Below are 18878 nucleotides of genomic sequence, written 5' to 3' on the forward strand. Positions count from 1 at the left end.
GGAGCACGCACCGAACGCCCAAGAAACACGAAAGGGCGCGAGACCAGAAGTCTCGCGCCCTCACACGTGGTGTACGTTACTTGGCGGCAGCCTTCAGCTTGCTGCCAGCGCTGACCTTCACGCCGTACCCGGCAGCGATCTGGATCGCCTCGCCGGTGGAAGGGTTGCGTCCCGCACGAGCGGCACGGTGGGTGCGCTCAACCGAGATCCAGCCCGGGATGGTCACCTTGACGTCGTTGCCGACGGACTTGGCGAGCGTGGTGAACAGAGCGTCGAGCACACCGTTGACCGCGCTCTGGCTCTGACCGGTGTCCGCGGCAATGGCCGCGACGAGCTCGGTACGGTTTAGTGACTTGTCAGCCATCGATTGTCCTCCTCGGACGAATGAATGTGGTGAAAACTGAACTTACCAGCTTGACTTCGTGATTCCGGGCAATTCGCCGCGGTGCGCCATTTCACGGAAACGCACACGGGAGATGCCGAATTCACTCAGGAACCCACGGGGACGGCCGTCGATCGCGTCGCGACCGCGAACACGGACCGGCGAAGCGTCGCGCGGAAGCTTCTGCAGGCCGAGGCGTGCGGCCTCGCGCTGCTCGTCGGTGGAGGTCGGGTCGACGAGTGCCTTCTTCAGCTCGGCACGACGCGCGGCGTAACGCTCGACGATGACCTTCCGCTGCTCGTTCTTGGCGATCTTGCTCTTCTTGGCCATGCTTAGCGCTCCTCGCGGAATTCGACGTGCTTGCGCACAATCGGGTCGTACTTCTTCAGCACGAGTCGGTCAGGGTTGTTGCGGCGGTTCTTGCGGGTCACGTAGGTGTACCCGGTACCGGCGGTCGACCGCAGCTTGATGATCGGGCGGATGTCCTGTTGCTTTGCCACTAGATCTTCTCCCCACGTGCGAGCAGGTCCTTGACGACAGCCTCAATGCCACGGGCGTCGATCACCTTGATTCCCTTGGCGCTGAGCGTCAGCGTCACGTTCCGACGAAGCGACGGCACGAAGTACGTCTTCTTCTGAACGTTCGGGTCGAAGCGCCGCTTGGTGCGACGGTGCGAGTGCGAAATGCTGTGTCCGAAGCCGGGAGTGGCGCCGGTCACCTGGCAGACAGCTGCCATGGTGGTACTCCTGTTCTGATCTACCGTGGGACGATCGCCCCACCCAAGGTCACTTGTCGGCATGCCAGATCCGAGATTCTTTCCGCTCGGATGGCACACAAAGAAAGGCGGGAATCCGCCTGACCTAAAGAGAATAGTCGACGCGGCGGATGCGCGCAATGTGGCTCGGTCGGACTACTTGGCGCAGTCCGGGCAGAGGCCGAAGATGTCGATGACGTGGTACTCGTGCGTGAACGAGTTGTCGGAGGCCACCTTGCGTGCCCACTTCTCCACCGCGGCGGCCTCGATCTCGACCGTCCTGCCGCATTGCCGGCAGATCAGGTGGTGGTGGTGACTGTCCGTGCGACAGGCGCGGTACAGCGTCTCGCCGTCATCCGACTGGAGGCTGTCGGCGTCGCCGTCGCTGGCGAGGTCCGCCAGCGCACGGTAGACGGTGGCGAGCCCGATCGCGGTGCCCTGCGTGACGAGTGTGGCGTGCAGACCCTGCGCGCTCACGAACCCGCTCTGCTGCTCGAGTTCGTCCCGCACCGCGTCACGCTGCCAGGTCTTGCGCCTCATGCCGACACCCTAACCCTCTCGATGCGCCGCCCGGGCTGGCCCTTCTTTGCCCGCGCCCACCCGATCAGGCGGCACACGCAATAGATGAAGAACGAGATCGTGGTCACATACGGACTGATCGGCAGGCCACCGCCGAGCGCGAGCAGGATGCCGCCGACGACCGAGATCACCGCGAACGCGACGCTGAGCAGGGGCGTGTACAGCGGCGACGTCGTCACGCGCATCGCCGCAGCCGCCGGGGTGACGAGCAGCGCGAGCACGAGCAGCGCGCCGACGATCTGGATGGACACGGCCGTCGCGAGCCCCAGCAGCACCATGAAGACGATGCCGATCCGGTCGACCGGCAGCCCACGTGCCCTGGCGACATCCTCGTCAACGCTCGCGAAGGTCAGCGGCCGCCAGATCAGGAACAGGCCGATCAGCACGACGATCGAGATGCCGATCAGCAGTGTCAGCTGGGGGTCGTCCACCGACACGATCTGGCCGGTGAGCAGGCCGAACTTGTTGGCGGCGCGACCCTCGTACAGGGAGAGGCACAGGATGCCCAGGCCGAGCCCGAACGGCATGAGCACCGCGGTGATCGAATTGCGGTCCCTGGCCTTCGTACCGAGCAGGCCGAGCAGGATCGCGGCGAGCAGCGACCCGAGCAGCGAGCCGGCAACCACATTCACGCCAAACAGCAGGGCCGCGGCGGCACCCGCGAACGACAGCTCGCTGATGCCGTGCACCGCGAACGCGAGGTCGCGCATCATCACGAACGTGCCGATGAGCCCGCCGACCAGCCCCAGCATCGCGCCCGCGATGATCGAGTTCTTCACGAGGGCAAGAAGCTGGCCGTAGTCGTCGAAATTGAACAGCTGGGAGAGGAGCTCGTCCATCAGGCGCCCCCTCCCGTCCGGTGGTGCTCGAGGTGGTCGTGCACGCCGTAACCCTCCGGCGCGCCGAGCACGGCGACTCGTCCGCGCGAGTGGATGACCTCGATCGGCGTGTTGTACATGTAGGAGAGGACCTCGGAGCGCAGCACCTCATCCGGAGTCCCGATCCGGAACCGACCGCCGGCCAGGTACAGCACCCGGTCGACGAACGGCAGCACCGGGTTCACGTCGTGCGTGACGAAGATCACCGCGGTGTCGAGCAGCCTGCGCTGCTCGTTGATCAGCTCGCTGATCGTGCGCTGGTGATGCAGGTCGAGCGACGATAGCGGCTCGTCGCAGAGCAGCAGCCTCGGTTTCGCCGCGATCGCCTGCGCGACACGGACCCGCTGCTGCTCGCCGCCGGAGAGAGTCGCGACTGGCATGTCCGCGTAGGCGGTTGCCCCGACCTGGCCGAGCACTTCCTTCACTCGTGCCCTGGTGGCGTGCATCGTCATCGGCGGGCCCCAGCGCTCGCCCTCGATCCCCAGCGCGACCAGGTCGCGCGCGCGCAACGGCGTGCCGTCCTGGAACAGCCGTTGCTGCGGGATGTAGCCGATGTCGCGGCTGCCGGTCCGGGCGGGCGCACCGAGCAGCTCGATGGTGCCGGCGGTGAGCTTCTGCTGCCCGATGACCGCACGCAGCAGGCTCGACTTGCCGGTGCCGTTGGGTCCGAGCACGGCGATGAACTCGCCGGGGGCGACGTCAAGGTTCAGGTTGTGCCACAGCTGCCGGTCACCGAAGTCGAGGGTCGCAGCCCGGATGCTGAGCACGGGAGCGCTGTCCCCGGTCACCTGTCTGCTCCCATCGCCGCGAGCACTGCCGTGACATTGGAGTCCATCCAGCCGACGTAGTCGGCGCCGTCAGGAAGCGTCTCGGTCATGGCAACCACGGGGATCCCCGCGTCGCGTGCGGCCTCGACGACGCGTTGGATCTCGGAGCCGGAGGTCTGCTCGTTGTGCACGACGAGCGAGACGCTGCCGGACTCGAGCGCCCGCAGCGCGTCGAGCAGCACCGCCGGAGCGACGTCGATGCCTCCCTCGACGGCCGCAACGAACGGCGCAGGGGTCTCGTCGATGAAGCCGAGTTCGGCCAGCAGATACCCGGGCACCGGCTCGGTGGCGAGTGATCCGTCACCTGCGAACCGATCGCTCACCGAGTCGACCCGGTCGATGAGCCCCTCGAGTCGACCCGCGAAACCGGCGAGGTTCGCGCGATAGTCCACGGCACCGGCCGGGTCAACCTCGGCGAGTTGTGCCGCGAGCGCAGCGCTGAACGCATCGATCACATGCAGGTCGTACCAGACGTGCTCGTTGAACTCCCCGCTGTGCGAGTGGCCGTCTTCGCCGTGCGCGCTCTTCTCCGGCGCATCCTCGGCGAACTCGGAGACCGTGAGCACCGTCGCGTCGGATGCCTCCAGCAGGTCGTCCATGAACACGTCATAGCCGCCGCCGTTCTCGATCACGACGTCAGCGCGCGCGACCGCGAGCTGGTCGCGCGCGGTGGCCTCATAGCTATGCGGATCCTGCGCGACACCGGTGATTATGCTCGTCACGTCGGCGCGGTCCCCCGCGATCGTGCGCGCGATGTCGCCGTAGACGTCGGTGGAGGCGACAATTCGGATGCCGTCGGGCGCGTTGTCCGCGCCCGGCGCCGCGCATCCGGTGAGCGCGACCGCGAGCACACCGACCAGCGCGAGGGGAGTGGTCTTCATCAAAGGGACCTGTTCTAAGGGCGGGGTTGGAGACGCCCAGACGAAGATTACGTGCTAATGATAATCGTTGTCAAAAGTAAAGTTGCTGTCAAAAGACTCAGCAGCCAAGCCAGTCCAGGCGCACGGTCAGTCGAGGAGAAGGGCGGGTTCCTCGATGATGCTCGCGACGTCGGCGAGGAAGCGGCTCGCGACGTCCCCATCGACCACGCGGTGGTCGAAGCTCGCGCCGAGCGTGGTCACGAAGCGCGGACGCACCTCACCATCGACGACCCACGGCTTCTGCTTGATCGTGCCCAGCGCGACGATAGCCACCTCGCCCGGGTTGAGGATCGGCGTACCGGTGTCCATGCCGAAGACGCCGATGTTGGTGACCGTGATGGTGCCGTTCGCCATGTCGGCCGGCTGCAGCCTGCCCTCCCTGGCGACGTTCGTCATGTGCTCGAGCGCCTGGGCCAGCTCTCGCAGCGACAACTCCTGCGCGTCCTTGACATTCGGCACGACCAGCCCGCGGGGGGTCGCAGCCGCGAAGCCGAAGTTGACGTAGTTGTGCACGATGATCTGCTCGTCGGTCCACGTCGAGTTGACCGTGGGGTTGCGGCGGACCGCCCAGATCATCGCCTTGGCCATGATGAGCATGGGGGAGACCTTGATGCCCGCGAAGTCCGCCGATGCCTTCAGCCGCGCGACGAACTCCATCGTGCGGGTCGCGTCGACGTCGACGAACACGCCGACGTGCGGTGCCGAGAACGCGCTGCGCACCATACCGGTCGCGATCGCCTTGCGAACGCCCTTAACCGGGATGTACTCCTCCCGGTCGGCTCCCCACTCCGGAGTCTCGATATTGCGGAACACGCTCGCCTGCTGCGCATGCCGGATGACGTCGTCGCGGGTGATCTCGCCGACCAGTCCGCTGCCGGCCACCTCGGTCAGGTCGACCCCGAGATCCTTGGCGAGCTTCCGGATGGGCGGCTTGGCGATGACGGACGTGGCGGATGCCGCCGGCACGGCGGTGAGCCGGCGGGTGCGCCGCTGGTTCCGTCGGGTTTGCGCAGCACCGGCCTTGACCCCGTAGCCCACGAGCACGGCGCCGGGCTTGTCCTCCGGCTCGGTGGTCACGCTGCCCGCAGCGTCGGCGAGCTCGTCGCGCACGGTCTCATCGACCGGCGCGGGGGCATCCGCTTGCCCGCCGTCGCCCTCGGTGATGACGCGGATGATCGGCGAGCCGACGTCGACCGTGTCGCCTTCGGCGACCAGCAGCTCGCGCACAACACCCTCGAACGGGCTGGGCAGTTCGACCAGCGACTTGGCGGTCTCGATCTCGACCAGCACCTGGTTGATCGACACGGTGTCGCCGGGCTTCACGCGCCAGGAGACGATCTCGGCCTCGGTGAGACCCTCACCCGGATCGGGCAGGAGGAACTCTGACGTTGTGCTCATTTCATGACTCCTAGTAGGCCAGCGCCCTGTCGACCGCTTCGAGCACCCGGTCGGCGTCCGGGAGGTATTGGGTCTCGAGCTTGGCCGGCGGGAACGGGGCGTCGAACCCGGTCACGCGCAGCACTGGCGCCTCGAGCGAGTAGAACGCCTTCTCGGCCACCGTTGCCGCGATCTCGGAGGGGATGCTCGCGAAGCCGGGGGCTTCGGAGGCAATCACCAGCCGCCCTGTCTTCTGCACCGATTCGAGGATCGGGCGGTAGTCGATGGGGGAGAGGGAGCGCAGGTCGACGACCTCGAGGCTCGCACCCTCCGCCTCGGCGATCTCGGCCGCCTGCAGCAGCACGCTGACCATCGCGCCGTGCCCGAGCACGGTGACGTCGGTGCCTGTGCGCACGACGCGGCTGGAGTGCAGCTGCGCGACGCTCGCCCGGAAGTCGACTGTGCCCTTCGGCCAGTAGCGGCTCTTCGGTTCGAAGAACATCACAGGGTCGTTGGAGCGGATCGCCTCCTGAATCATCCAGTAGGCGTCGTTCGGGGTGCTCGGGCTCACCAGTCGAAGGCCCGGGGTGTGGGCGAAGTACGCCTCCGGGCTCTCCTGGTGGTGCTCGACCGCGCCGATGTGCCCGCCGTACGGCACCCGGATGACCACCGGGAACGCCTGCGTCCCCTCGTGCCGGTTGGTGAGCTTCGCGAGCTGAGTGGTGATCTGGTCGAAGCCGGGGAAGATGAAGCCGTCGAACTGGATCTCAACCACCGGACGGTAGCCGCGCATCGCGAGTCCGATCGCGGTGCCGATGATGCCGGACTCCGCGAGCGGGGTGTCGATGACGCGCTTCGGCCCGAACTCGGCCTGCAGCCCCTCGGTGATGCGGAACACGCCGCCGAGCGGGCCGATGTCCTCGCCCATCAGCAGCACCTTGGGGTCGTCCGCCAGAGCCTTGCGCAGGCCGGCGTTCAGCGCCTTTGCCATGCGCAGCTCGGCGGTGGCCGGCGCCTCCGGTGTCTGCTCTGGATGTGCTGTGCGGACCTGGTCCTGCCCGGTCACGATGTCGCTCATGCGTCACCCCCGTACGACTGCTCGTAGTCGGCGAGCCACGCCTTCTGCTCCTCGGTCACCGGATGCGGCTCCGAGTAGACATGGTCGAACATGAGCGCAGGGTCGGGCGTCGGAAGCTCGAGGGTGCGGCGGCGGATGTCGGCGGCGAAGTCCTCGGCCTCCGTCTTCACGTTCTCAAAGAAGTTGTCGGTGGCACCCAGCGAGCGCAGCCAGGTCTCGTACCGGCTGATCGGGTCGCGCTCGGCCCAACTGGCCACCTCGGCGTCGCTGCGGTACTTGGTCGGGTCGTCCGATGAGGTGTGGGCGCCCATCCGGTAGGTGAGCGCTTCGATCAGGCGGGGGCCGGTGCCGCCGCGGGCCTCGTCCAGATTGCGCTTGGTGACCGCGAAGCTGGCGAGCACGTCGTTGCCGTCGATCTGCACGCTCGGTATTCCGAAGCCCTCGGAGCGCTGGTACAGCGGGGTGCGCGACTGCACGCTCACCGGAACCGAGATGGCCCAGTGGTTGTTCTGCAGGAAGAACACCTGCGGTGTGCGGTAGCTGGCCGCGAACACGAACGCTTCGCTCACGTCGCCCTGGCTGGTGGCGCCGTCGCCGAAGTAGACGATGGTGGCCTCGTCCTTGTCCGGGTCGCCGGTCGGGTCGCCGTCGAGCGCGATGCCCATCGCGAACCCGGTCGCGTGCAGCGCGTGCGAGCCGATCACGAGCGTGTACAGGTGGAAGTTGCCTCGCTGCTTGGGGTCCCATCCGCCGTGGGTGAGGCCGCGCAGCATCCGGATGATGTCGATCAGATCGACCCCGCGGATCATCGCGATCGCGTGCTCGCGGTAGGCGGGGAAGATGTGGTCCTGCGCCCGGGTGGCGTAGGCCGAACCGACCTGCGCCGCCTCCTGGCCCATGCTCGGCACCCACAGGCCCATCTCGCCCTGCCGCTGCAGGTTCGCGGCCTCGACATCGAAGCGGCGCACCACGACCATGTCGCGGTAGAACTGGCGCAACTGGTCGTCGTCGAGCGCGTCGATGTAGGGAAGATATTCGGCCGCGGCGCCGTCGGTGTTCAATCGTCCCTCTGGGGTGAGCAGCTGGACTGCCGATCGGGGTTCCGCCACGCGCGCCTCGTTCTTTCGGTTCTTGTGCGCCCCTGACGACGCAAGCTACTAATCTAACGCGGTGTTGCTGAGTGCCCTTGGTAGCTTCTCGACAACCTCCGCGGCGGCGGATACGAGTTTGTCGACAGACTCGGCCTCTCCGACGGACACCCGGATGCCGTCGCCGAGCATCCTGCCGACGATGCCGTGGTCGAGAAAGACGTCGTAGACGGCCTCGGTTTCTTCACCCGTGGCGAACCAGATGAAGTTGCCCTGCGGCTGCGGGGCACTCCAGCCCAGCGAGCGCAGCCGCTCCCACAGGTCGTCGCGGCGATCGACAAGTTCGGCGACGCGTTCGAGCAGCGTCGCCTCGTTGTCGAGTGCGGCCATCGCGCCGCGCTGGGCCGGCTCGGTGACGGACAATGGGATGGAGGTCGCGCGCACGGCGTCCAGGATGTACTCCGGTCCGATCGCGTAGCCGATGCGCAGGCCGGCCAGCCCGTACGCCTTCGAGAAGGTGCGCAGCACAACCAGGTTGGGGTAGCGGCCGATCAGCGTGGTGCCGTCCACGGCATCCGGGTCGGTGACGAACTCCGCGTAGGCCTCGTCCAGCAGCACCAGCACGGTCGGCGGCACGGCCGCCATGAATTTCTCGAACTCGTCGGCGGTGACGATCGTGCTGGTCGGGTTGTTCGGGGTGCACACGATGACCACGCGCGTGCGGTCGGTGACCGCTGCGGCCATCGCCTCGAGATCGTGGCTGTGGTCAGGCCGGTTCGGGACCATCACGCCGGTCGCACCGGCCACGGTGACCAGCCCGGGGTACGCCTCGAACGACCGCCAGGCGAACACCACCTCGTCACCGGGCGCAGCCGCGGCCTGGATCAGCGCCGCGAGGATGGACACCGATCCGGAGCCGACGTGGATCTCCCCGGTCGCGACCCCGAAGCGAGAGGCGAGCCGCTCACTCAACACCCGCGCCGCGGCATCCGGATACCGGTTGATCGATGCGCCCGCGATGGCCGCCAGCACCTCAGGGATAGGCGAGAACGGATTCTCGTTGCTCGAGAGCTTGAACGCGTCGGCCGGCGCCGGCTTGCCTTGCCGGTACGGCGCGGTGCTGAGAATCTCGGGCCGCAGCACGACTCGCGGCGAATCGGGGGACGTCATGACCTCAGCATATTCGGGCGTTTGCGGGCGAGCGGACGAGACCGGCATAGTTGGCGTCGTGAAGAGATTCCTCGTGCGGCTCATCGTCAACTCTGTCGCCCTGTGGCTGACAACCCTCATCGTTCCCGGCTTCACGGTCGAGTCCTACGAGTCCGGCAACACGGTGGCGACGGTGCTCACCTACCTGCTGGTCGGGCTGATCTTCGGCGTCGTCAACGGCGTAATCGGAAACTTCATCCGCATCGTCGCGTTCCCGATCTACATCCTGACCCTCGGCATCATCGCGATCGTCGTGAACGCGCTGCTGCTGCTGCTGGTGAGCTGGATCTCCGGGCTGCTCGGCTTCGGGCTGCAGGTGGAGAGCTTCTTCTGGGCCGGCGTCTTCGGCGCCATCGTGCTGGGCCTGCTCAGCTGGCTGATCAGCATCCTGCTGCGGCCGATCGTCGGCAAGCACTAGTCGCGCACTGCGCGGAAGACCGTTGAGGTGACCGTGCCTGCCGATCCGGCGTCGATGCTGGCAAGCACGCCCGCGATGCGGGCGTCGTCGGATGCGTCGACCAGGCCGGCGGTGTCCCGGTAGTTCGTGAGTTGGTGGGCGGGCAGCAGCTCACCGGCTGTCGGTGCCTGCCCGTCGTACAGCTGCCGGCGGACGAGCACCGGCTGGGAGGACTCGAAGCTGCCGCTGAGCGCGGGAACCAGGTCATTGGTGTGCTCGATCGCCAGGTACGGGATGGTGTAGGGAACCGCGATTTGCCCGGCGGGAGCGCCGACCGTGACGAGCCCCTCGGTGCTGAACTGGCCGGATGCTGCCAGCCCAGCGGCGATCATCCCGCCCTGCGAGTAGCCGGTGAAGACAACCGCGGAACCCGGCTCGACGCCGGCCTGCCGCATGGCGTCCAGCACCGCACGGTACGAACCGGAGTCGGCGCCGGCGAGCGCGCGCACGTTGCTGGTCATGTCCCAGGGCTGGCCGGCGGCTCCGGATGTGCCGGCGATGTAGACCTCGAACCGCGGCGCCTGGCCGGGGGTCTGGTAGCGGTCGATGCGCACCTGGTGCGGCTCGTCGGGGATCCGCTCGATGCGGTCCAGAGCACCGCGGGCGGGTGCGGCATCCGGCGCCGAGCGCTTGTGCACTCTCACCGCGGACTCGGTGAGCACGCCGGCTGCCGCGCCCGCCGCGCCGAAGAATGCCGCCGACGTGTCGACACCGGTGACCCCGAACCCCTCGTCGCCGAGCAGCCGGGCGAGCATCAGCGGAACGCCTGCCCGGCCGGCGCCGACATCGTCCGCGCTGAGGACGCCCAGCCGCACGAACTCGACGAACGCCGGGTCGGAGAGCACCCACGCCTTGGTGCCCAACCACTCCCGGGCGTTCTCGAACGCCCGCGCACGCGCTTCCTCGGGCAGCAGCAGACTGCCGGCCGCGGCCGCGGCGCCGAAGAAGATGGCGCCGTTCAGGGCGAGCACCGAGAGGATCGGGAGGAAGAAGCCGACACCGTAACCCAGCAGGGCGGCCAGTTCCTGGTTGCTGCGGGCAAGCATCCGCTCCTGTAACTCGAACTCGCTCGCAACGTTCGTCAGGCCACGAGAGAGTACGTCGGCGTTCTCCCGCGCCCGCGCGAGCGCCACGGTCGCGTCATCGATCGCCCGCTCCGCCAGCATCGCGCTGTAGGGGGCATCGGCGGCGACGAGCCCGGGCACGCCGATGAGGCGGTCGGCGGCGGCGAGGTGGGCAAGGCAGCCGGTGAGTTCAGTGCTGAGGACGCGGTAGCGCTGTGCTGCCCTGACCAGCTCTGAGGTGTCCGCGCGGGTTCCGTGCGGGCCGATGACGAGATCATCCGACACGGTTCGCCAGGGTCTCGGCTGCGCGGCGGCTGGCTTCGATGGCTCGGTACAGCGCGTCGGTGGCTAGTGCGACTTCACGGGCCAGGGCGTCGAGTTCGATGTCGAAGGCTCTTCGCGACGGTCCGCTCCAGGCGGATGCGGCGATCGGCTCGTTGCCTCGCTCGCAGGCGTCCCGCACCCTGCGGTGCACGAAAGCGACCTGCAGCGCCTGCCGTTCGAGCCTGACGGCCAGCGCCACCCCGGTCGCGAGAGCCGAATCCACCGCAACCCCTTTCCACCGGCCCCAGTCTCCTGCTTCACTGGGTTCAGTCGCGATCGGCCCCAGCATCAACCCGAGAGATGTCGCGACAGGCACCGTGTGCGGGAGGAGTCGTCGCGTGCTTGCTACGAACCGGGGGAGAATAAGGCAATGAGCTTCGATCGCGCGTTCGACGAGTCGGCGCTCTTCAGGATCTGCTTCGTGTGCACGGGCAACATCTGCCGGTCTCCGATCGCGGAAGTCGTGTTCCGGGAGCTGGTGCGAAAAGCGGGTTACGCCGGATCGGTCGCGGTGACCTCCGCCGGCACCGGCGACTGGCATGTGGGCGAACCATCCGACGCGCGCACCCTTGCCGTGCTCGATCGCAATGGCTACGGGGGAGAGGGACACCGGGCTCGCCAGTTCGACGCCAGCTGGTTCGACCAACTGGACCTGGTCGTGGTGTTCGACCGCAGTCAGGAACGCATCCTGAAGTCCTGGGCGAGCAACGAACAGGATGTCGGCAAGGTGCAGTTGCTGCTCAGCTTCGACCACGAACAGGCTGCAATGCTCGATGTGCCGGACCCGTACTATTCGGATGCGGCCATGTTCGACTCGGTATTGAGCATGATCGAGCGCGCGTGCGCCGCGCTGTTCAGGCAGCTCGAACCAGGAATCAGACGGAGAGTTTCATGACCCCATTGCCACCTCAGCCGATCAGCCCGCTCGATGGGCGCTACCGGCAGGCGGTTGTGGAACTCGGCGAGCACCTGTCGGAGGCCGCGCTCAATCGCGCTCGGGTGCAGGTCGAGGTCGAGTGGCTGGTGTTCCTCACCGACCGGTCGCTGTTCGGCTCCAGCGCGCTGACCGACGAGCAGAAGACGGCGCTGCGCGCCACGGTGGATGACTTCGGGCAGAGCGACATCGACGAGCTTGCGGCGCTCGAGGCCGAGACCCGTCACGATGTCAAGGCGGTCGAGTACTACCTGCGGCGGCGCGTCGACGAGCTCGGCCTGCAGGAGGTCGCGGAACTCGTGCACTTCGCGTGCACGAGTGAGGACATCAACAACCTCGCTTACGCCCTCACCATCAAGGCGGCCATCGATGAGGTGTGGCTTCCGCGCTTCAGCGAGGTCATCGCCGCTCTCGAGGAGTTCGCACGTGCCCAGCGGGATCAGCCGATGCTCGCCCACACCCACGGTCAGCCGGCAACGCCGACGACGTTCGGCAAGGAATTCGCGGTCTTCGCGTACCGGCTGCGGCGCATCGAGGCCCAGCTGGCGCAGGTCGAGGTGCTCGGCAAGTTCAGCGGCGCGACCGGCACCTTCGCCGCGCACCTGGCCGCCGACCCCGACCAGGACTGGGCAGCGCTGTCGAAGGAGTTCGTCGAAGGTCTCGGGCTGACCTGGAACCCGCTGACCACCCAGATCGAGTCGCACGACTGGCAGGCCGAGCTGTACCAGCGCGTCAGTCACGCTGGTCGCGTGCTGCACAACCTGTGCACCGATGTGTGGACCTACATCTCTATGGGCTACTTCACCCAGATCCCGCAGGCGGGCGCGACGGGATCGTCGACCATGCCGCACAAGATCAACCCCATCCGGTTCGAGAACGCCGAAGCAAACCTCGAACTCGCAAGCGCCTTGCTCGATTCGCTCGCGGCGACACTGGTCACCTCGCGCCTGCAGCGAGACCTGACGGACTCGACCACCCAGCGGAACGTCGGCGTCGCGCTCGGGCATTCGCTGCTCGCTCTCGACAACATCCTGCGCGGGCTGCGCGAGGTCGCGGTGAATCCGGATGCCCTCGCCGCCGATCTTGACGCGAACTGGGAGGTGCTCGGGGAGGCGATCCAAACGGTGATCCGCGCGGAGGTGACCGCCGGGCGCAGCTCGATCAGCGACCCGTACGCCCTGCTCAAGGAGCTCACCCGCGGCAAGCGGATCACGTCCGACGACTTGGCCGCGTTCATCCGGACGCTCGACATCGGCGAGGCAGCCAGGCAGCGTCTGCTCGCCCTGACGCCGGCCGACTACGTTGGCCTGGCCTCGTCCCTAGTCGACCGCCTCTAGGCGTCTCCGCCCCGCCGGGACAACCGCGCGCTGGTTTGTTGACCGCGCGCCACCTTAAACCCGCGCTCGGTCAACGAAGGCGTCGTTTGTTACTCGTGAGGCGGCTGGTCGTCGTCGTCGCGCAGAACCTGGTCTTTGGAGGAGTTCGGCTTCTCGGAGAGCGCGAGCAGCGCGATGACGAGAATCGCGGCGATGAACGCGACCCCGAGGCCGATCAAGGCGATGGTCCAGTTGCGGGTGGAGAACAGGATCACGATCCCGGTGAACAGGGCGATGGCCCCCGAGAAGCCGAGAAGTTCGAGCGGACGCAGTCGGTCACGCATGCTGGGGGTAGCCACGGTTCATCCCTTGCTTTCTGCCGCCGGAGCGGCCCACTTCAGTGAAAGGCCGGCGATCGCGAGGAAGATCCCGACCATGATCGCGTAAGCGCCGAACAGCCCGACCGCCTGCACCGAATCCAGCGGCGCCAGCAGGAACACGAGCGCGGCGATCGCAGTGAAGCCGCCGACGGCGAGGAGGTCGCGATACGCCGGATTCCTGCCCTTCGCGCGCAGGCCGGCATAGAGCTCGAGGAACCCAGTCACTGCCGCGAACACGCTGAAGAGGAACAGGAAGAAACCGATCCCGCCACCGTTCACAATGAGCGCGACGATGCCGACCACGATCGACACGACACCCTGGATGAGCGAGATGGTGCGCAGCACGCGATCGTCCTGCCTGAACGCTCCCCACACCAGCACCGCGCCGGTCAGCACCGCGAAGGCACCCAGCATGAGCAGCCCGATCCGCGCACTGTGATCGGCAAGGAAGGTGATGGCAAGACCGACCGCGACGGCGGGCACTGCGCGAACAACCGGCACCTGCCAAGCGGAAGCAGTCTGCGCTGCGGACACTGAACCTCGATTACTAGAACGGACCAGCCAAGCCTAACGCCGCAGGCTTCGAGGCTTAGATCGGCGCCATGTCCAGGAAGCGCGAGAAGTGCCCCTGGAATGCCACCGTGACGGTGCGCGTCGGGCCGTTGCGGTGCTTGGCGACGATGAAGTCCGCCTCGCCGGCGCGCGGGTTGTCCTTCTCGTAGGCGCTCTCGCGGTGCAGCAGGATGACCATGTCGGCGTCCTGCTCGAGTGACCCGGATTCGCGCAGGTCGCTGAGCGCGGGCATCTTGTCGGCGCGCTGCTCCGGACCACGGTTCAGCTGCGACAGCGCGATGACCGGAACCTGCAGTTCCTTCGCCATCAGCTTCAGGGCGCGGGAGAATTCGCTGACCTCCTGCTGACGCGACTCGACCTTCTTGCCGCTCGTCATGAGCTGCAGGTAGTCGATGACGACCATCTTGAGGCCGACCTTCTGCTTGAGCCGGCGGCACTTGGCCCGGATCTCGACGAGGGTGAGGTTCGGGCTGTCGTCGATGTACAGCGGGGCGTCGTTGATGCGACCGCGTGTGCTTGCGATGGTGGTCCAGTCGCGGCTGTCGACGGTTCCCTTGCGCATGCTCTGCAGTGGCACCGCCGCCTCCGCGGAGAGCAGGCGCATCGCGATCTCACTGCGCCCCATCTCGAGCGAGAAGATGATCGTCGGCATGTCGTGCTTGATAGCCGCCGCGCGAGCGAAATCGAGCGCGAGTGTCGACTTACCCAGCGCCGGGCGCGCGGCGACGATGATGAGCTGTCCAGGGTGCAGGCCGTTCGTCAATTCGTCGAGTTCAGCGAAGCCGGTCGGAACCCCCGTCATGGATCCGTCGCTGCCCTTGGCCGCCTCGATCTCATCGATTGCGACGGTGACAGCCTCGGTTAGCGGCACGTAGTCCTCGGCCTGGACGCCGCCGGTGACCCCATAGATCTCGGCCTGAGCGTTGTTGACCAGGTCGACGACCTCGCCCTCGCTCGCGTACCCCATCTGCACGATGCGGGTGCCCGCCTCGACGAGGCGGCGCAACACGGCCTTCTCGGCGACGATGCTCGCGTAGAAGCCGGCGTTCGCCGCCGTCGGCACCAGAGCGGTCAGGGTGTGCAGGTATTCGGCGCCCCCGGCGCGACTCAGTTCCCCGGACTTGGTGAGTTCGTCGGTCACCGCGATGACGTCGGTCGGCTCGCCGTGCGAGTAGAGCGACAGCACCGCCTCGAAGATCCGCTCGTGCTTGGGGATGTAGAAGTCTGTCGACCGCACCGTCTCGATGACATCAGCGACTGCGTCCTTGCTGAGCAGCATCCCGCCGATCGCGCTCTGCTCCGCGAGCAGGTCGTGCGGGGGCGTACGTTCACCCTGGCGGGTGTCAGAGGGGCGTTCGCCAGCCAAGCCGAGATGGGCTATCGACATTCACACCTCCACGCTCACAGGGGACCGATCGGGCAGCCACTGCGTCGAGCCGCTGCCGTGCTTCAAGTTGTATCCCCCGCCCACGACATTCGTGGGTTGCGCCCGCGTTGGCGAGCGCTGCTAAACCTTAGGAATCCGGATGCCCGGGCCACAACTACACCTGTGGACGGGCCTGTGGATAATTTGCGAGAAACGCCGACAACCTGTGTGGGGAAGCTGTGGAGAGATCTGTGGACGGATTGCGGCTTTCCTTAGCAAAAGCGCCTTTGATCAGCCTTTTTCTTATCCACGGCATGTGTGTAGAAACTTGTTTACAGTTGCGGTTGAGGGTTTGGGGCGTTCTTCCAGATTTTGTCCACAGGTGTCCCCCATTCGCGCCGCAAATGGGTGACGGCGGACCCCAAGGATGGGATCCGCCGTCGGCGTGTGATGCTACGCGCGCCCTACTTGGCTGCGACCACCTGAAGGGTGATCGTCGCCACGAGCTCGTCGCGCAGGCGAACGGTGGCCTCGTGGTCACCGGTCGACTTGATGGGGGAGATGATCTCCACCTTGCGCTTGTCGATCTCGCCGATGCCGGCCGCGGAGACCGCGTCCGCGACATCCGACGTCTTGACCGAACCGAACAGGCGACCGCCCGCGCCGGCCTTCACGGTCAGCTTGACCGGGTTGGCCTCGAGGCGCGCCTTGAGGTCCTGGGCTTCCTCGATCGTGGCGTGCTCGCGCGCGGCGCGGGCAGCCTTGATCGACTCGATCTGCTTCTCGCCACCGCGGGTCCACGCCACAGCGAAGCCCTGAGGGATCAGGTAGTTCCGGGCGTACCCGTTCTTGACATCTACGACGTCGCCGGGTGCGCCGAGGCCGGTGACCTCGTGCGTCAGAATCAGTTTGGACATTTCTCCGCGCCTCCTAACGGCCCGAGCCCGCGTACGGCAGCAGGGCCATCTCACGCGCGTTCTTGATGGCGCGGGCGATGAGGCGCTGCTCCTGCACGGAGACACCGGTGATGCGGCGAGCGCGGATCTTTCCCCGCTCGGAGATGAACTTGCGAAGGGTAGCGACATCCTTGTAGTCGATGACGCCGACCCGGATGGACTTCGCCGGGGCGGCGTTCTTGCCGCCCTTGGCACCACGGAGTGGCTTGCGGCGGTCGCCGCTTGACTTTCCTGCCATTGGTCTTCCTTAGTTAGATCGTGATCGAGGCCGTTAGAACGGCGTCTCGTCGTTGTAGTTGCCGGGCGTGTTCCACACGTCACCGGATGACGAGTCGACCGGTGCGGCTGCCGCCCACGGCTCGTCGGCGCCGGTGGAGCGTGCCCCGCCGCCGCCAGAAGTGCGCGTGAGCTGCGCGGTCGCGTAGCGAAGGCTGGGGCCGATCTCATCGACCTCGAGCTCCAGGCTCGTGCGCTTCTCGCCTTCCTTCGTCTCGTAGCTGCGCTGCTTCAGGCGGCCCTGTGCGATGACACGGCTGCCCTTGGTCAGCGAACCTGCGACGTGCTCGGCGAACTCGCGCCACACGCTGCCCCGGATGAACAGCGTCTCGCCGTCCTTCCAGTCGTTCGACTGACGGTCGAACGTACGCGGCGTGGATGCGATGGTGAAGTTCGCCACCGCGAGCCCGTTCTGCGTGTAGCGCAGTTCCGGGTCGGCGGTCAGGTTGCCGACAACGGTGATGACGGTTTCGCCTGCCATGGCTTACTCCGCGGCCTTGGCGCTCTTGCGAGCGGCCTTCTCAGCGGAGGCCTTCTCTGCGGCTGCGACCTGGGCGATCGCCTCTTCCGCGCGAAGGACCTTGGTGCGCATGACTGCCTCGGAGAGACGCAGCTGGCGGTCGAGTTCCTTGGTGGCAACACCATCCGAGGTCAACTGAACGACGGCATAGATGCCCTCGCTCTTCTTGTTGATCTCGTATGCGAGTCGGCGCTTGCCCCAGATGTCGACCTTGTCGACGGTGCCACCCGCGTTGCGGATGACGCCCAGGAACTTGTCCAGGCTGGGTGCCACGGTGCGCTCATCGATCTCCGGATCGAGAATTACCATGAGTTCGTACTGATGCATAACTAACCCACCTCCTTTGGACTAGAACGGCCACAGACGGTCTGTGACAGGAGGGTTTTGGCATCATCACGCGACGTCAACGACGTACGCGCAACCTGCCTAGTGTAGTCAGATCCCCCTTTCTCGAGCAAGGAGAGTGCTTTCACCCAATGAGTCTTCGTGTTGCCATCGCCGGTGTCGGTAACTGCGCGAACGCGCTGGTGCAGGGGGTGGAGTTCTATCGCGATGCTGCAGCGGATGCGGTGATCCCGGGACTCATGCACAACCGCCTCGGGGGGTGGTCCGTCGGTGACCTCGAGTTCGTCGCCGCGTTCGACGTCGACGCGACCAAGGTCGGCGTCGACATCGCGGACGCCATCTGGGCGGGCAACAACGACACCATGCGCTTCGCCGAGGTCTCGGCGACCGGTGTGCTGGTGCAGCGCGGTCCGACCCTCGACGGTCTCGGCGAGTACTACCGCGACAGCGTGCAGGAGTCGGCGGCGGCAGCAGTGGACGTGACCGAGACGTTGCGCGCATCCGGAGCGGACGTCCTGGTGTGCTTCCTGCCGGTGGGCTCCGAGCAGGCGGCGAAGCACTACGCGCAAGCGGCGCTCGACGCCGGTGTCGCGTTCATCAACGCCATCCCGGTGTTCATCGCCAGCGACCCCGAGTGGGCGGCGCGGTTCGAGCGGGCCGGCGTTCCCATCATCGGCGACGACGTGAAGAGCCAACTCGGGGCGACCATCACGCACCGCGTCCTCGCGCGGCTGTTCGAGGAGCGGGGCCTCGTGCTCGACCGCACCTACCAGCTGAACGTCGGCGGCAACATGGACTTCAAGAACATGCTCGAACGGTCCCGGCTGGAGTCGAAGAAGGTCAGCAAGACCCAGGCGGTCACCAGCAACATCAGTGCCCAACTCGACCCGCAGGATGTCCACGTCGGCCCGAGCGACCACGTGCCGTGGCTGAGGGACCGCAAGTTCGCGTACGTACGGCTCGAGGGCCACGGCTTCGGCAACGCGCCGACCAGCCTGGAGTACAAGCTTGAGGTGTGGGACTCGCCCAACTCCGCTGGGGTGGTGATCGACGCCATCCGGCTCGCGAAGCTGGCGCTCGACGCTGGGCTGGGCGGGCCGCTCGAGGCGGCATCCGCCTACCTGATGAAGTCACCGGCGACGCAGCACCCCGACCCCGAGGCGCGTGCGCTGCTCGAGGAGTTCATCACCGACCACCCCCGCGCCGCGGCCTGAAGCGCCCGCCGAGTTGCCCACTTCGGCCCCTGAACACACCGAAAAGTGGGGCCGAAGTGGG

Annotated in this window: 25 protein-coding genes; 4 read left to right on the forward strand and 21 right to left on the reverse strand. The window is 66.8% G+C overall.

Annotated elements, in window-relative coordinates:
- Nucleotides 1-76 precede the first annotated feature (76 nt).
- The 12 genes from IRG63_RS04090 to IRG63_RS04145 form a co-directional block, all read right to left on the reverse strand.
- A complete protein-coding gene (locus tag IRG63_RS04090) occupies nucleotides 77-364 on the reverse strand; it encodes an HU family DNA-binding protein (protein ID WP_168625942.1) in 288 nt (95 codons plus the stop codon).
- Between the two features lie 42 nt (nucleotides 365-406).
- Complete coding sequence (rpsN, locus tag IRG63_RS04095) at nucleotides 407-712, reverse strand: 30S ribosomal protein S14 (protein WP_168625943.1); 306 nt, start codon at nucleotides 710-712, stop codon at nucleotides 407-409.
- 2 nt (nucleotides 713-714) lie between these two features.
- Entirely contained in the window at nucleotides 715-882 is a 168-nt protein-coding gene (gene rpmG, locus IRG63_RS04100; RefSeq protein WP_168625944.1) for a 50S ribosomal protein L33, read from the reverse strand.
- Nucleotides 882-1118: a 50S ribosomal protein L28 gene (rpmB, locus tag IRG63_RS04105; RefSeq protein WP_168625945.1), complete on the reverse strand. Its 237-nt coding sequence runs from the start codon at nucleotides 1116-1118 to the stop codon at nucleotides 882-884. The genes rpmG and rpmB overlap by 1 nt, the downstream gene beginning before the upstream one ends.
- Nucleotides 1119-1292: 174 nt before the next feature.
- On the reverse strand, nucleotides 1293-1676 hold the full coding sequence (locus tag IRG63_RS04110) for a Fur family transcriptional regulator (RefSeq protein WP_168625946.1): 384 nt from the start codon (nucleotides 1674-1676) through the stop codon (nucleotides 1293-1295).
- Nucleotides 1673-2554: a metal ABC transporter permease gene (locus IRG63_RS04115; protein WP_193509294.1), complete on the reverse strand. Its 882-nt coding sequence runs from the start codon at nucleotides 2552-2554 to the stop codon at nucleotides 1673-1675. Before IRG63_RS04115 ends, IRG63_RS04110 begins: the two co-directional genes overlap by 4 nt.
- A complete protein-coding gene (locus tag IRG63_RS04120; protein ID WP_168625948.1) occupies nucleotides 2554-3381 on the reverse strand; it encodes an ATP-binding cassette domain-containing protein in 828 nt (275 codons plus the stop codon). The genes IRG63_RS04115 and IRG63_RS04120 overlap by 1 nt, the downstream gene beginning before the upstream one ends.
- Nucleotides 3378-4301 carry a metal ABC transporter solute-binding protein, Zn/Mn family gene (locus IRG63_RS04125; protein ID WP_193509296.1) on the reverse strand — a complete coding sequence of 308 codons (924 nt, stop codon included), beginning with the start codon at nucleotides 4299-4301 and terminating at the stop codon, nucleotides 3378-3380. Before IRG63_RS04125 ends, IRG63_RS04120 begins: the two co-directional genes overlap by 4 nt.
- Before the next feature lie 126 nt (nucleotides 4302-4427).
- Nucleotides 4428-5738: a dihydrolipoamide acetyltransferase family protein gene (locus IRG63_RS04130; protein ID WP_193509297.1), complete on the reverse strand. Its 1311-nt coding sequence runs from the start codon at nucleotides 5736-5738 to the stop codon at nucleotides 4428-4430.
- Nucleotides 5739-5748: 10 nt separating this feature from the next.
- Nucleotides 5749-6708, reverse strand: a complete 960-nt coding sequence (locus tag IRG63_RS04135; protein ID WP_227411841.1) for an alpha-ketoacid dehydrogenase subunit beta — start codon at nucleotides 6706-6708, stop codon at nucleotides 5749-5751.
- Nucleotides 6709-6791: 83 nt separating this feature from the next.
- Nucleotides 6792-7904 carry a pyruvate dehydrogenase (acetyl-transferring) E1 component subunit alpha gene (gene pdhA / locus IRG63_RS04140; RefSeq protein WP_168625952.1) on the reverse strand — a complete coding sequence of 371 codons (1113 nt, stop codon included), beginning with the start codon at nucleotides 7902-7904 and terminating at the stop codon, nucleotides 6792-6794.
- Between the two features lie 48 nt (nucleotides 7905-7952).
- Nucleotides 7953-9053, reverse strand: coding sequence for a histidinol-phosphate transaminase (locus IRG63_RS04145; protein WP_193509299.1), 1101 nt, complete (start codon nucleotides 9051-9053; stop codon nucleotides 7953-7955).
- A 58-nt stretch (nucleotides 9054-9111) separates the two neighbouring features.
- Between IRG63_RS04145 and IRG63_RS04150 the strand changes: the two genes are divergently transcribed.
- The gene (locus IRG63_RS04150; protein WP_349236160.1) at nucleotides 9112-9510 is read left to right on the forward strand and encodes a phage holin family protein; all 399 of its coding nucleotides are present in this window, start codon (nucleotides 9112-9114) and stop codon (nucleotides 9508-9510) included.
- On the opposite strand, the gene IRG63_RS04155 is transcribed toward IRG63_RS04150, so the two are convergent.
- Nucleotides 9507-10898 carry a hypothetical protein gene (locus tag IRG63_RS04155; protein ID WP_193509300.1) on the reverse strand — a complete coding sequence of 464 codons (1392 nt, stop codon included), beginning with the start codon at nucleotides 10896-10898 and terminating at the stop codon, nucleotides 9507-9509. The two genes, IRG63_RS04150 and IRG63_RS04155, sit on opposite strands and share 4 nt — an antisense overlap.
- Nucleotides 10888-11160, reverse strand: a complete 273-nt coding sequence (locus IRG63_RS04160) for a hypothetical protein (RefSeq protein WP_193509302.1) — start codon at nucleotides 11158-11160, stop codon at nucleotides 10888-10890. The genes IRG63_RS04155 and IRG63_RS04160 overlap by 11 nt, the downstream gene beginning before the upstream one ends.
- A 147-nt stretch (nucleotides 11161-11307) precedes the next feature.
- Here IRG63_RS04160 and IRG63_RS04165 point away from each other — a divergent pair, with 147 nt between their 5' ends.
- Both IRG63_RS04165 and purB read left to right on the forward strand, forming a co-directional pair.
- On the forward strand, nucleotides 11308-11832 hold the full coding sequence (locus tag IRG63_RS04165; RefSeq protein WP_193509303.1) for a low molecular weight protein-tyrosine-phosphatase: 525 nt from the start codon (nucleotides 11308-11310) through the stop codon (nucleotides 11830-11832).
- On the forward strand, nucleotides 11829-13208 hold the full coding sequence (gene purB / locus IRG63_RS04170) for an adenylosuccinate lyase (RefSeq protein WP_193509304.1): 1380 nt from the start codon (nucleotides 11829-11831) through the stop codon (nucleotides 13206-13208). The genes IRG63_RS04165 and purB overlap by 4 nt, the downstream gene beginning before the upstream one ends.
- 89 nt (nucleotides 13209-13297) lie before the next feature.
- Here the strand turns inward: purB and IRG63_RS04175 are convergent, their stop codons facing one another.
- From IRG63_RS04175 to rpsF, 7 genes are all read right to left on the reverse strand, one after another.
- A complete protein-coding gene (locus IRG63_RS04175; protein ID WP_349236107.1) occupies nucleotides 13298-13546 on the reverse strand; it encodes a hypothetical protein in 249 nt (82 codons plus the stop codon).
- A gap of 3 nt (nucleotides 13547-13549) precedes the next feature.
- Complete coding sequence (locus IRG63_RS04180; RefSeq protein WP_193509305.1) at nucleotides 13550-14068, reverse strand: DUF308 domain-containing protein; 519 nt, start codon at nucleotides 14066-14068, stop codon at nucleotides 13550-13552.
- A gap of 88 nt (nucleotides 14069-14156) precedes the next feature.
- Complete coding sequence (gene dnaB / locus IRG63_RS04185; protein WP_168625960.1) at nucleotides 14157-15527, reverse strand: replicative DNA helicase; 1371 nt, start codon at nucleotides 15525-15527, stop codon at nucleotides 14157-14159.
- Nucleotides 15528-15970: 443 nt separating this feature from the next.
- Entirely contained in the window at nucleotides 15971-16423 is a 453-nt protein-coding gene (gene rplI, locus IRG63_RS04190; protein ID WP_168625961.1) for a 50S ribosomal protein L9, read from the reverse strand.
- Nucleotides 16424-16436: 13 nt separating this feature from the next.
- On the reverse strand, nucleotides 16437-16700 hold the full coding sequence (rpsR, locus tag IRG63_RS04195) for a 30S ribosomal protein S18 (RefSeq protein ID WP_168625962.1): 264 nt from the start codon (nucleotides 16698-16700) through the stop codon (nucleotides 16437-16439).
- Nucleotides 16701-16733: 33 nt separating this feature from the next.
- Nucleotides 16734-17219 carry a single-stranded DNA-binding protein gene (locus IRG63_RS04200; RefSeq protein WP_168625963.1) on the reverse strand — a complete coding sequence of 162 codons (486 nt, stop codon included), beginning with the start codon at nucleotides 17217-17219 and terminating at the stop codon, nucleotides 16734-16736.
- Between the two features lie 3 nt (nucleotides 17220-17222).
- Nucleotides 17223-17585, reverse strand: a complete 363-nt coding sequence (rpsF, locus tag IRG63_RS04205) for a 30S ribosomal protein S6 (RefSeq protein WP_168625964.1) — start codon at nucleotides 17583-17585, stop codon at nucleotides 17223-17225.
- 149 nt (nucleotides 17586-17734) lie between these two features.
- Here rpsF and IRG63_RS04210 point away from each other — a divergent pair, with 149 nt between their 5' ends.
- Nucleotides 17735-18817 carry an inositol-3-phosphate synthase gene (locus IRG63_RS04210; RefSeq protein ID WP_193509306.1) on the forward strand — a complete coding sequence of 361 codons (1083 nt, stop codon included), beginning with the start codon at nucleotides 17735-17737 and terminating at the stop codon, nucleotides 18815-18817.
- The last annotated feature ends 61 nt before the right edge of the window (nucleotides 18818-18878 follow it).

Origin of the sequence: Cryobacterium sp. BB736 (assembly GCF_014980265.1) — a bacterium.
Taxonomy (GTDB): Bacteria; Actinomycetota; Actinomycetes; order Actinomycetales; family Microbacteriaceae; genus Terrimesophilobacter.